Origin of the sequence: Tolypothrix sp. VBCCA 56010 (assembly GCF_050875635.1) — a bacterium.
GTDB lineage: Bacteria > Cyanobacteriota > Cyanobacteriia > Cyanobacteriales > Nostocaceae > Hassallia.
Genome location: NZ_JBPAOH010000105.1, coordinates 1 through 12,593, shown reverse-complemented (window position 1 = coordinate 12,593; position 12,593 = coordinate 1). Strand labels below are relative to the sequence as shown.

The 12,593-nt window shown below is 42.2% G+C and carries 12 protein-coding genes and 4 pseudogenes; 6 read left to right on the top strand and 10 right to left on the bottom strand.

What is annotated here, in order from left to right; genetic code table 11:
• The first annotated feature begins 141 nt into the window (after positions 1-141).
• On the top strand, positions 142-1,632 hold the full coding sequence (locus AABK37_RS27970; protein ID WP_432554762.1) for a cobyrinate a,c-diamide synthase: 1,491 nt from the start codon (positions 142-144) through the stop codon (positions 1,630-1,632).
• Between the two features lie 116 nt (positions 1,633-1,748).
• Here the strand turns inward: AABK37_RS27970 and AABK37_RS27965 are convergent, their stop codons facing one another.
• The 5 genes from AABK37_RS27965 to infC form a co-directional block, all read right to left on the bottom strand.
• On the bottom strand, positions 1,749-2,189 hold the full coding sequence (locus tag AABK37_RS27965; RefSeq protein WP_432554761.1) for a Crp/Fnr family transcriptional regulator: 441 nt from the start codon (positions 2,187-2,189) through the stop codon (positions 1,749-1,751).
• Between the two features lie 152 nt (positions 2,190-2,341).
• Positions 2,342-2,725, bottom strand: a complete 384-nt coding sequence (locus AABK37_RS27960; protein WP_432554760.1) for a four helix bundle protein — start codon at positions 2,723-2,725, stop codon at positions 2,342-2,344.
• 135 nt (positions 2,726-2,860) lie between these two features.
• Positions 2,861-5,884 carry an MFS transporter gene (locus AABK37_RS27955; RefSeq protein WP_432554759.1) on the bottom strand — a complete coding sequence of 1,008 codons (3,024 nt, stop codon included), beginning with the start codon at positions 5,882-5,884 and terminating at the stop codon, positions 2,861-2,863.
• The gene (locus AABK37_RS27950) at positions 5,847-6,107 is read right to left on the bottom strand and encodes a hypothetical protein (protein WP_432554758.1); all 261 of its coding nucleotides are present in this window, start codon (positions 6,105-6,107) and stop codon (positions 5,847-5,849) included. Before AABK37_RS27950 ends, AABK37_RS27955 begins: the two co-directional genes overlap by 38 nt.
• A 163-nt stretch (positions 6,108-6,270) precedes the next feature.
• Complete coding sequence (gene infC, locus AABK37_RS27945) at positions 6,271-6,804, bottom strand: translation initiation factor IF-3 (RefSeq protein ID WP_432554757.1); 534 nt, start codon at positions 6,802-6,804, stop codon at positions 6,271-6,273.
• Positions 6,805-7,560: 756 nt separating this feature from the next.
• Between infC and AABK37_RS27940 the strand changes: the two genes are divergently transcribed.
• Complete coding sequence (locus AABK37_RS27940) at positions 7,561-7,752, top strand: hypothetical protein (RefSeq protein WP_432554756.1); 192 nt, start codon at positions 7,561-7,563, stop codon at positions 7,750-7,752.
• Between the two features lie 11 nt (positions 7,753-7,763).
• Here the strand turns inward: AABK37_RS27940 and AABK37_RS27935 are convergent, their stop codons facing one another.
• From AABK37_RS27935 to AABK37_RS27920, 4 genes and pseudogenes are all read right to left on the bottom strand, one after another.
• Positions 7,764-7,931, bottom strand: a complete 168-nt coding sequence (locus AABK37_RS27935; RefSeq protein WP_432554755.1) for a hypothetical protein — start codon at positions 7,929-7,931, stop codon at positions 7,764-7,766.
• A 906-nt stretch (positions 7,932-8,837) separates the two neighbouring features.
• A pseudogene (locus tag AABK37_RS27930) lies at positions 8,838-9,183 on the bottom strand (ISH3 family transposase); the annotation flags it as partial.
• 19 nt (positions 9,184-9,202) lie between these two features.
• Positions 9,203-10,284: pseudogene (locus AABK37_RS27925) on the bottom strand (IS630 family transposase).
• Between the two features lie 489 nt (positions 10,285-10,773).
• Positions 10,774-11,115: a hypothetical protein gene (locus AABK37_RS27920; RefSeq protein ID WP_432554754.1), complete on the bottom strand. Its 342-nt coding sequence runs from the start codon at positions 11,113-11,115 to the stop codon at positions 10,774-10,776.
• Between the two features lie 169 nt (positions 11,116-11,284).
• On the opposite strand from AABK37_RS27920, the gene AABK37_RS27915 reads away from it, so the two are divergent.
• The 3 genes and pseudogenes from AABK37_RS27915 (at position 11,285) to AABK37_RS27905 (ending at position 11,845) form a co-directional block, all read left to right on the top strand.
• Positions 11,285-11,458 carry a hypothetical protein gene (locus AABK37_RS27915; protein WP_432554753.1) on the top strand — a complete coding sequence of 58 codons (174 nt, stop codon included), beginning with the start codon at positions 11,285-11,287 and terminating at the stop codon, positions 11,456-11,458.
• Between the two features lie 36 nt (positions 11,459-11,494).
• Positions 11,495-11,702: pseudogene (locus tag AABK37_RS27910) on the top strand (hypothetical protein); the annotation flags it as partial.
• Positions 11,703-11,734: 32 nt separating this feature from the next.
• Entirely contained in the window at positions 11,735-11,845 is a 111-nt protein-coding gene (locus AABK37_RS27905; RefSeq protein WP_432554772.1) for a DUF4037 domain-containing protein, read from the top strand.
• On the opposite strand, the gene AABK37_RS27900 is transcribed toward AABK37_RS27905, so the two are convergent.
• Positions 11,842-12,060, bottom strand: a complete 219-nt coding sequence (locus AABK37_RS27900; protein ID WP_432554752.1) for a hypothetical protein — start codon at positions 12,058-12,060, stop codon at positions 11,842-11,844. The two genes, AABK37_RS27905 and AABK37_RS27900, sit on opposite strands and share 4 nt — an antisense overlap.
• Positions 12,061-12,317: 257 nt before the next feature.
• On the opposite strand from AABK37_RS27900, the pseudogene AABK37_RS27895 reads away from it, so the two are divergent.
• Positions 12,318-12,488: pseudogene (locus tag AABK37_RS27895) on the top strand (zinc ribbon domain-containing protein); the annotation flags it as partial.
• Positions 12,489-12,593: the final 105 nt, after the last annotated feature.

Below are 12,593 nucleotides of genomic sequence, written 5' to 3'. Positions count from 1 at the left end.
TGATAGGAGTTAGTGGTAAATCTTAACAACTAACAATTCCCCAACTAACAACTAACAACTAACAACCAACAACCAACAAATAACAACCAACAACTAACAACTAACAAATAACAACTAACAAATAACAACCAACAACCAACAATGTCTTTAGTTATTGCCGGTGAACGTAGTGGGGTGGGTAAGACAACTGTCACGCTCACCCTTTTAGCATCTTTATGCCGTCGCGGTTCTTTGATTCAATCTTTTAAAGTGGGTCCAGATTATATTGACCCGATGTTTCATCAGCATGTAACTGGTCGTGCTTGTCGCAATTTAGACCCTGTGCTGACTTCGGAAGCTTACGTTCAAAAATGTTTTGCGCGTCACATCCAAGAAGTAGATTTTGCCCTTGTAGAAGGGGTAATGGGGTTGTTTGATGGAATTAAGGGGAGTGGGGAGGAGCCAGCGCGTTGCGTATTTTCCCCCCGTTGTAGCGACTGGCGTTGGGGAGTGGGGAGTGATGAAAAATATTTTCAATCCCCAATGTCTTTTGCTAGTACCGCTCATATTGCGCGGCTGTTGGATTTGCCTGTAGTATTGGTGATTGACTGTAGTCGATTGTCTGGTTCTGTAGCAGCGATCGCTTACGGTTATTGCTCTTTCGATCCGAGAATTAAAATTGCTGGGGTAGTACTAAATCGCGTGGGAAGCGATCGCCATTTATCTCTGCTCAAAGATTCCCTAGAACCCCTACAATTACCAATTATCGGCGTTTTGCGGCGTGAAGATAATATTACCATTCCCGATCGCCATTTGGGTTTAATTCCCACAGCAGAACTTCCCCAACTTGATGCAGTTATCGAACGACTTGCCGATTTAGGTGATACTTGCTTTGACTGGGATCGCTTGTTACCATTACTGAAATCAGAACGTCTTCCCCCCTCCCCCCCTTCCCCCCTCCCCCTCTCCCACGCCAGGTGCTACAACGGGGGGAAAATACGCAACGCACTGGCTCCCCCTCCTCTTAGAGTCGCTGTTGCTCGCGATCGCGCTTTTAATTTTTACTATCAAGATAATCTCGACTTGCTGCAACAATTGGGTGCAGAACTAATTTTCTGGAGTCCTCTGGAAGATGCTTTACCCAAAAATGTGCAAGGTATGTATTTTGGTGGTGGTTTCCCGGAAGTTTTTGGCGAACAACTTGCGGAAAATACTAGCGCTCGTGAAGCAGTAAAATGTGCAATTGTTGCCGGAATACCTACAATCGCTGAGTGTGGGGGATTGATGTATTTATGTGAGGAAATTGTTGATTTTGAGGGCAAATCTTGGTCGATGGTGGGAGTTTTACCCACAAAATCTGTCATGGGTGGACGTTTAACTTTGGGGTATCGTCGCGCAGTTGCTTTGCAAGATAATCTGCTAGTGGATGCCGGTACAACAGTTTACGGACATGAGTTTCATCGTTCCCGCTTAATACCAGAACCGAATTTACCATTGTTTCAAACTTATCGTTGTGATTCTGAGGAAGTAACAGGTGATGAAGGATGGAGTTTACTGAGCAATCTTCACGCTTCTTATATTCATATGCACTGGGGAGCGTGTCCAGAAATTCCCCAACGGTTTTTAGCGCAATGCATGAAAGTGGCATTTTAGTCAAGATATAATATCTCACGCCAAGTCGCACAGACAAGCCAGCGCCGTGCGGGGGTGGAGTCCTGTTGAGGCGACTGGCGCGCAAAGAAGAGGTATAATTTGCAGAAAGAGTGGGGCTAATTCTTCAGGGCGATCGCGTTAATTTGTTGGTTAAGTTGTCGAATGCGACAAGATAGTTGACGAATGATATTTACAGCTATTTCTGGAGTTTCTTCTATCGCGTCGTATAGTTGCTCTTGGGTTAATTCTAAACATTCACAAGGTTCTAAAGTGGTTGCGGAGGCAGAACGAGGCTCGGTATCAAATACTGCCATTTCTCCAAAGTATTTTCCCTTATTGACTTCAGCCAGAAGTTTATCACCGATATGAACTTTAACTTTACCGGAAACAACAATGTAAAGCGATCGCCCTTCTTCTCCCTGTTTAAAAATGGCATAATTAGCTGGAAATGACAGTTCATCCATTACCGAAGCCAGCCGAACTATAAAATCATCCCGTAGTTTCTCAAAAATTGGGACTTGGCGAACAAATAATAAACGGTCAACGCTAGTTAGCATAAATGTTAGTGGATAGTTGTTAGTGGATAGTTGATAGTAGATAGTTGATAGTGGTTAGTTGATGGTTGATAGTTGATAGTGGTTAGTTGATAGTTGATGGTTGATAGTGGTTGGTTGATGGTTGATAGTGGTTGGTTGATGGTTGATAGTGGTTAGTCGGTTTCTTGTTTTTTAGAAGCATTGTCAAGATATTTTAGATAAGCATTTAATTTGGGTGACAGTTCATTAATAATTGGTTTCAGCACATCTACTTGTTCATTTGTCAATAAGTGTCGTATCTGTGCTCGTTTCAACCAGTACCTTGTTTCATGTAACGAACCCCTGGCAATTTTTACAAAACGTCGATTATCGGCAAAATTATAACGACCAGAACCTTCAGCAATATTTGCACCAATACTATCAGCAGCACGAATAATTTGCTTACCAAGAGTATCTTTTTCAAAGTAACTCCATTTAATAACAATATGCCAAATTCGGTCTGATAAGTTCTCAGCTAATTGAAAAACTTGTAAATTTTCAAAATTCGATTTATCCATATCTACTCCTCTACTATCAAGTATCAACCAACAAGCAACAGCCAACCATTATCAACCATCCACCAACCACTATCAACCAACAACCATCCACCAACCACTATCAATTATCAACTATCAACTATCAACCACCCACTATCAACCATCAACCATCAACTTTTTAACTTGAGCGATTACTAGAGGGTGTGGATCGTTTTTTAACTGGGGTAAAAGTTCTAAAAGAACGCGGGGTGAAACTACACTTAAATACGCGATCACTGCTTCTCGCACAAATCCGGTAGGATGACGCAAAGTTGCGATAATTTCGGGAATTGTCAATCGAATACAAGCAACTTGGGCAAAATGAAAACAGCAAGCCAAGCACCAATCGGAAAGTAAATTTCCCAAGCTTATCAATCTGCGAGTGCGATCGCTTAATAACATTTGTTGATATTCAGCCATTCCTTTAGACACCAAATGCTGTAGTTTTTCTTCAGGCGATCGCCGATCAAAAATATTCACCAACACAGATTTACTCGGCAAATTGACTGTATGCTCTAAAATTTCTAACCCCCGTGCTAAGTTTACCGCTGATTCAGACCGAAGATTAAACGCCGCTGCCTGAACATTGTCTTGAGAGTAAAGCAGTTTCAGCAACATCAGCAATCGCTCTTTCACATCAATTTCTAATTCTAAAAGTGCGCGTTCCACCAACGATAATATAGTAATTACTTTTTCACTAACTTGGGATTTTTCCAGAGTATTTTGTATTTTAAAATCTATATAAGCTGAGTAGACTTCGCCTTGAGTTTGAAAATCTATATAAGCAGCATAAATTTCCCCTAAAAAGCTTAACTCCTGCTCAATTAGCGTTTCCACTTGACTTTGATGTAACCCATCTACTAAACTGACAATTCCTTCTTTTTTATGCCTTTTAAGTAAAGTGTTAAGGATACGATCTCTACTTGTACCCCGAAATATTTCCAATTGCTGCCATAAAATATCCATTGCTTCCAGGGTGGGAATTTGACCAATAGTGCGCCAAGCGTACATTCGCACTACATCCGGTTTATAAATATTAGTAGCAAGGCTCAACAACATCGGTAAAGCTTCATTTTCTAATTGCACTAAAGCAAGCATTGCTGTATTGCGAGTTGATTTATAGCAAAGCCCTGCTAGTAACGCTGAATAATATTCCTCTAATTGGTTTGCGACAATCATTTCTAATACAGCACGACGCACCCGTAAAGAGTCATCTTGCAATAAATTGGGAATGTGAATCCGCAACGCTTGTAAATAAACAGATCCTCTTAATACTTTGACTCCATTCATCCGTTCAAGTTCAAGTTTGTGAGTCAGCATTTTTCGCAGAGTATGCATTGCTGCTACTTTTTGCATTGGTGTTCCTTGACGTAACAGCAAGGCGGCAGCGGTACCTCGGATAAGTGAATTTTCTCGTGGGTGCAGATACTCTTCTAATTTCCCTAAATCTGGATTTTGTTCAGCTAGCCAAATGTAGCGTAAGCTAAGTGCAAAAACTTCTGGGGTAATTTCTTGACGCTGTGCTAATAAAGTGCGAATTTCAGGTAAATAAGTTGCATTTGCACCTGCATTCAGCATCACCTCCAAACTCGACTTCTGTAAATCTGGGGATAGCTTGACTAACATGGATGCTAAAACTTCTGCGGCACCTTGAAGGTCAAATTGAGATAAAAGTTCAATGCAAGAGCGTTTATCAGCCTCTGTGCCTTTTTCTGCTAATGTTTTTACTACCACCTGCTTGAATAGTGGTAAATCTATATTTGAAGCGCTGATTTGACCTTGTTCTGCACTTGAGACTAACAGTTCAACATAGCCTTTTTGCAGTAACCAAATTACACCGAGACAAATCACACCAGCGATCGCTGTTAAGAGCAATAATATTAAGTCGTGTCCGGTTATAGGCAAAAACCGCGTACACAGCCACAAAGTAACTAAAATCACTACACCTGCCGTCCCAGCACCAAACGCTTCGGCAACCCCTCCAGAAAATGTTTGCACGCGAGAGCGAATTTTCGCGGGTATTGGTTGAAACAGTAATGGTCCGCTACTAGCAATAAAGGTATAGCGCAGAAGTTCGTCTATAAACTTGATAATCACTAAACCCCAGAAAAAGTTTTCCCCTTGCATCGCCACAAATAAACCGAGTATCGGAATAATTATTGGTATCAAAACTGTTACGCTTGCTGGTAATGTGGCAACAGCAACAAACACCCCAGAACGTTCAAGCAATCGGCTGGAGATAAACCACTGCATTATTAATTCGCACAGTCCGGTAATTCCACCAAATATCCCCAAAAAGCTGGCGATTTGTTTGTCGTTATAATTTAACTTCAGTTGAGTGAGATACTGAAAATCGATTAAAACCCCCATGACTTGCAGCAACGCAAAAAACGCAAACAACAGCAATGCATAGCGCTTCACAGGACCGGTGAGACGCCTTCTTGTGGAACGTGATGTTGTGGGAATCAGTCGTTGGGGAGTATTGGGAAAAGCTTGACGGTAGTTGTGACTGAGATACCAAAGAATTAGAGTTCCCAAAACGATGAACCCAGCAGCGAAGGGAACGATGACGTTATGCAGTCCGACAAATAGCAGCAGTAAAGGTAAACTAAAACCACTGAGGACATCAGCAACTAAAATACCACTGCTGATTAATGGGTAGGTGCGCTTAATCTCGCGAATATTGAATAGTTGATTGGCGGCAATTGAGGTATTGAGGTCGTTGATAATGTAAAAGGCATCTACCCACAGTCGCAGTAGAAATATGCTAATAACTTGAAACGGTGAAACTTGCAAACCAAAAGGTAGTAAAATTAGTGGCACGAACATAAAAGGTGCGATCGCCACAATTACCAAGCGCAGGGGAAAAATCTTTTGCAGCCAAGAATAAAAAAAAACCAGTACAGAACCAAGCGCTGCACTGGCAATATAAATCCAAGGCAGTGACTTTGCGCCATATTGATCTAAAAAAAGCGCGACTGTACTATCCTCAGACCAGCGCAATCCTATAGATGTGATTGTATAAAAAGCAAACATTAACAATGTGCGATCGCTCTCTTCCGGTCGGAGATTCACCCACTTCAGCAATCGCTTAAGAACACCTTTATTTTTCGCAACAAAAGAGAGATTTTTTAGTTCCATGCAAGTTGTATTTTCTAGGGACTAGGGACGCTTGGATTAGGGAGTAGGGAGAGGGGGGGATGGGGAGAGAGGGGGCAGACTTGGCAAACTTGGCAAACTTGGCAAACTTGGCAAACTTGGCAAACTTGGCAAACTTGGCAAACTTGGCAAACTTGGCAAACTTGGCAGACAAGGAAGACGAAAAGACAAACTCTCCCTGCAAGATGTGCCCCCACTCCCCCACTCCCCACTCCCCAGTCTCCAAAAATGGCAAAAGTCCTGAGCAACTGAGTATTATCTTTCCCACTCAGCGTTCAGGACTATCGTTTGTTAATTTATTTAAACGACCTATAAGTCGATTTTATTTATGTTTTAGAGAAAAAATTTTCTCTAAAACAATCGGATCGTTATTTCTTAGGCGATATGAGCATCATCATGTTTCGCCCTTCTTTTTTGGGCATTTGCTGTACCTCACCAAATGGCTCTAAGTCGGTTGCCATTCGCTTGAGCAAAGTTTCTGCTAAGTCGCTGTGTTGAATTTCTCGACCTCGGAACATGACAGTGGCTTTGACTTTATCACCATCTTTCAAAAACCGCTCTGCTTGCTTGACACGCACATTGTAGTCATGTTCTTCTATTTTGTAGCGCATCTTCACTTCTTTGACATCAGCGGTGTGCTGCTTTTTCCGGGCTTCCCGCGCTTTCTTCTCCTGCTCAAATTTGTATTTCCCATAGTCCATAATCCGACAAACCGGCGGGTCAGCCTTGTCACTGAGTAGCACCAGATCAAGCTCTTTTTCTTCTGCTAGTTGCAGTGCTTCCTGAGGAGTGATTATTCCTAGTTGGGCGCCATCAGTATCAATGACCCGAATTTTCGGGAAGCGAATTCGTTCGTTAATTTGGGGCAGATCGCGAGTTCTTTTTTTCTCAATCACAGGCATTAGGTATGATTTTTGGGAGCTGTTTGTTTGTAAAGAATTGGACTTGGTGATCGTTGTACGCCTCAACAACAAGCGCTTCGCGCGCTTGTTGAGGACTGAAACTGAAAAAATAAGCTATAGTTCTATGGTAGCTAATCCATAAAGTAGTTTATTGGTTGTGGTATATGTTATTCTACTCACTGTGAGAGAATTTCTGCCCAATAGTTAATCTAAATTACACAACAGTTATAAACTTTAACTATTGTCATCTTTTTGTCAATTTATTTATATTGTTATTTTTCAGTATATTTTCATGTAAATATCACGTAGAAAACATATTTATCCCAAATAAGAGTATATTATGATACTTAAATATCTTAAATAGTACTAATGATCGAAAGAGAGTAATAAGTTGGCGTTGCATATTTTCGGGATGATTTTGTGATATATGTCAAAAATTGAACGTATTGTAGAGACATAGGGCGCGGAACGTCTCTACGATTTATCCCACGGTTATGCAATGCCAATAAGTTTATAAGGATGGCAGGCTGAAAACCCTTGAAGATGTGGCACTATGACGTGCCACATCTGTGATGACGGCAAGGGATGAAAGCCGCAAAGTCTGCCGGACAGAAGATTCTGAGGGCGCGAGCTTTGCGCTCTTATGGCGTTTACGCCGTCTTAAAAAGGTTTGATCGTTCGTGACCTCCGCTCCGGGCGCCAGTTCGCCCAAGTCGAGCCACTGCAAGAGCGTATTTTCCACTCGCCACTGCGCCCTTGGAGGTCACGAACGTTGAAGCATGTGGCATCCCCGTTGTGGCAAGTGGCGTGGGAAACCCGACGGCACTACCAAAGGCTGTCGCTTCTAGCCGGACGCGGCTACCGCTCAAGTCGGGAAACCCTTCGTGTGCGGCTGGCTCCCCAACGGTGTGCCTCCCCAAGCCGCTGGCTCAACTTTCCGCTTTGTGACGCAATGCTTTCTAACCAATTCTTCTAAATACTCGCTCTTTGCTAACCCCTTCTTTTACCGCTAATTCCTGTATTGAATGCCAAGCGGTATCCGTCAACCAAACACCGCGTTTGTTTTTTGGTTCGTCGTGCAAAACCGGAATATTTTTTACCCTTTTTTTGCCTTTTTTTGTTGACATAGCGAAGTAGTAATGCTTATAGGGTAGGGAAAGTCCTCTTTAAAAACCCATTCGGCAACTACGCGATTGCGCGTGAACCTAGAGTGCGATTCGTTGTTAGCCAAATCCCGGTAACCAGCCCGGCAAATAAGCTAACCAACCGACAGGTTGAACTAAAAGAGAGATACGGGTGAAAGCCCTTCTGCCAGACTCAGGCATGACTCCCTACCTGCCCACAGTGACTGAACTCGGAATTTCAGAGCACCTGTTGCTCTTAACTGGGCGCAAACAGAAATCCGTTGTGGGATTACACTGGCGAAGACAGGGGAGTTTCAGGGCGTGAAACAGAGCCTACAAAAGCAACCTATCACGGAGCAGGACACAACGCAAAAACCTGACTTGATTGGAGTTAATTCCCGCCGAACTTTTCTAGGAGTAGCGGCAAGAGTCCAGGGAATCCAATGGTTGAATTGGCTACACAAGAGCGGAACAAAAACAATCTCTCAGAGGGAACGAAGAAAAACGGGCTAAGAGTCAAGGGACAGGTCGAACCCCTTGTAGGCTGGACGAGCAGCAGAACTCTCTTAATCCGGGTAGGACAGACCGTAACTGGTCTGTTGTGTTCAGAATACACGCTCCTGGCGTTAGAGCATGATTGGACACAGTAACAAAAAAGCGTGAATCTTGGACTAATTTACCGTGGAAACAATTCCTAAGTAATCTATTTTGCCTACACTCATCGCGTGTACAAAGCTGTTCTGTGTTGGCGACTACCGGAAAGCAAAGTCAGTAAATCGAAAAGTCTTTCTCCTCGAGAGCGATCGTCAAAATTAGGTAACTCGAGATACATTTTTTCCTTAACTATTTTAACCAGTTGGCGATAAACATTAGTTTTACTTATAGCTTATTCATTTTTATTTCTGAGTGCTAACCCGATAGAATATAAATACTTTCGACGGTTTTATATTTGCGTACAAAAGCGCTTGACGTAAAAACGCGCTTCATCTGTTTTAGTCCAAATATTTGACGATATATTAATCGACAACCCTTTCTTTTTCGACTAATTTTAAACCAGAGAAGATAGACCCATATATTAACGAGAATAAAAGAGATACCAACAAACAGTAACCGTCATACAGGTTTTTTATTATTCGTTCGGATTATACAGAGGTTTTTTAGCTTATAACTGCTTTCAATACCAAATCTTCTTCTTTGAATCTTGATGGATGTAAGATAAATTAATTTTGGTGTAAGTAAGTCGGCGGAAAAATTTAGATGTATGTAACGAAAAGTTAAGGAACGTGGTTTGAGTAAAATTTAACACGCTCTGTAGTGTAGTTTCCTCGCTCCCCTCTGGTTTTAACTCCGTTAATTACAGCGTAGGCAAGGTCTAACTCATCATCAAACATTTGCCCTGATAATTCATCTTTTTTGAGGTGCTGCCATTCCAATTCAATCGGGTTCATTTCAGAACAGTACTTAGGTAGGAAGAAGATGTATAAACCCTGACAAAGCCATTTTTTCCATAACTGCTGTACTTCTTTACATCGATGTATTGGTCTGTTGTCTTGCACTATTACTCTAATGCGTCCTATCTTTTCGGCATCTGCCGCTTCTGGCTCCATCATTTGGATATAAGATTTTCTGTCAACACCGCCAATAACCAAACCGTAAATAAAGCTAATTAAAGGTTGAAGAAACCCGATAATGCTTAATCTACGACCACGACGTTTTGTTTGTTCTAGTCGTTTTTGCTCACCTCTAAAGTAATAAGTGTAACCAGGTTCGCTCCATGCACAAAACCCTGATTCATCTAAATACTTCAAGTCTATTTCTCCAGTTGCAGCAGCTATTTCTAGCATTTCTAGGTCTGCTTGTTTATTTACACGCACTACCAGGTCTTGTTTTCCCTTATGGCTTTTTCTTCCTCTTTTCCATATGACCCCCTTTTTTTGAGTACCCGTCTTAATCTGTCGGGACTCAGTTTAATTGAGCGTTGCCGCTCTGCGGCTTGCCGAAGGCATCGCGTTCTAATTTTTCGGTCAGTTGGCGGCTGTTGTACGTGCGCGGTTCATTTCTAAGGCAATATAGCCAAAAATGTAATGTCGTCCTCTTTCAACTTTGGTTTTACCCCTCGACCTGGTAATTCCCAAAGCCCTTCCACTCCCAACTTCTGCCATTTATGTAGGACTTCTCTGACTGTTTGTGAAGTCCAATTAAAATGAACTGCTATTTTTTCTATGTACCAGCCGTGTGCATTCAATCTGATGACTTCTGCTCTGTCTTTCACTTTCTGTGGCACATCCGCAGTTCTGAATTTTAGCAGGCTGCGGTCTTGCTCACGAGTGAGAAATACCCTTAAACGAGCGCCCATATACAAGTGACCTTAGTAGATGCATTCTACGTATTTACTTATCTTCACATGGTTTGGTTTTTTTGTGCCGACTTACTTAAACAACATAAGCGATCGCGTTAAACTCCGCGTTTATCTCTTTTACCTTTTTTATATTTGCAGACAATCCATAAGTCAAGTCGCTGTCCCCCTGCTTCAAAATTCACGCAGGGGTTGACTTGACTTGACAACTGTTCAAAATTATTTATTTTATCTAGGTGATATCTGATATCACCTCCACATGGACTTTCACTTCAAATTTTGGCCGTATTCTCAATACTGTCTTCACTACTTGCGGCTCTTACTAGAATCTCAAACAAAGTTTGCTGGTCGCAAAAAGCTTGCGTTTGAATTGAAATATGTTCATTTAAGCACAGTCAGAACAACGCCTGTGTGTTTGGAGAATCTGTGAGGGCTAATTGTTTTAATGAAGTCAACGGTAATTCTTTGAGAATTACATCTTTTATAATTTCATTTTGGCAAACCCTTGTCGATTATATAAATTTTAATTATAATTAAATGACTTTTTACAACTTGATTGTACGTAGACTGAGCTTCGCGATCGCCATTGAGGAAAACTTTGCGATTTACTGACACTTTTACTGCACCGCGATCGTCGTATAAAGCAAAGGAGCCTACTAAGCAAAGCCGCAGGTTCACAGCCACTCGTCCCACGTTTTTAAACGTGGGTTCCCAAAGCGCATAAGTGCCTTCATCCTCAAGCCGGACTGAAGTCAGAAATTGTTGTCCTTCTACGGGAGCGAGTTTTTTGAGGTTCTTGGTATAGATGTAAGCTACGATAACTGTTTCCACTTAACTCTCTACATCGCACAAACTGGGGAAACCCTTTCTTGCCTTGGATTTTTGCCTTGCAATTGCGATAGAACCTCTCAATACTTGCCCAGGCTCTTTCAGCATTCGGCAAGTCTCGGCTTGAGAATTCAACTGTTTCGCCCGGCGCTCTGGGCGAACTGTGCTAGTGATGCCCAATCCCACAGAATTAGAGCGTAAATTATCATATCGTGATGACTGTCGTTCGCCAAAAAGCTTGCTAGATATGAAACATGAGAAACTTGGCAAGTGTTGCGATCGCGCTCGATTGATTGAGAATGACCAAAAAAGGCACAAAAAAACGCGCCCGTCTAAAAATATCTAAGAAAAATGGGGTCTCGGCTATAACGAGCGGGGAAGCGAGTCGGTCAATGACCATCTCAAAAATATGTGCGGAGCCGGAGACGCTCCGCCTCCGGTCAAATAGAACCAGATCGACAACGCAACGTGTGTTTAACTTTTTGGTCAATCTGATGGCTGGTTTGGCTGCTTACACCTATTTGCCCAATAAACCGACGATTGACATTTATCCAAAAGATTTGCCTGCACTGCCTCCTGCCATTTTTTAGTTCGTCGAACTCACGTTAAAACTGGTACGAGGATTGCCGAAAGCGCTGACATTATTGGTGCGCGGCTAGTACGTGATTTGATGAGCTTGTGTTTTTTGATGGAAAAGCAGTACGCGCCATACACCAAACAACTCTTTAATTAAATCTTCGGTAGAATCGGATTGAGTTCCCGTGTATGACCAGAAATTAAGTTGTGATACTGGATAAAATCAATAAAATCGATTATCTCAAGTCCCACGTCCTCAGCAGCCTGGTATAGGTCGCTGATTATTCTTTCTTGGTTTGGTTTCATGACAAAGGGTTGATATATTACTAAGGAAGTGCGATCGCACTTCCTTATGGCGATCGCACCCATCAAAAAGCCGTCCCTACCGCAAAAGGCGGGGACGGCTTTATTCGTTTTGCTCGGATTGCTTGTTATCGGAAACTAAATCGTATATCTCTTGCTTCAGTTCCTGAACTGCTGTTTTGAAAATTTCCTTCTGTTGCTTGCTCTTAAGGAGTCGAGACTCCAAATCGTGCTGATGATCATCAATGTAAGAGAAGTAAGCGTTCTCGATAAATTCGAGACGCTCTAGGATTTTCCCAGGAGGAGTTTGTCGTTCATCGATTACTTGGCTCGGTTACTTTGGAAGAAAGTTTGGAAGGGAGATAATCATAGTTCCTCCACACTTCACTAGTCAGGATTGTAGTAATTGTGGCGCTAGAGTACAAAAAACACTCAGTACCCGTACTCATTCTTGTCCACATTGCGGACACGTCGAGCAACCAGATGTAAATGCAGCCAAAGTCAGTAAACCAAAAAGTTTTCTCCTCAGGGCGATCGCTAAAAAATTTTGTAGTAGATGATACTTTTTATTCAGCAAATATTGAACCAGCAAGACTAGGATT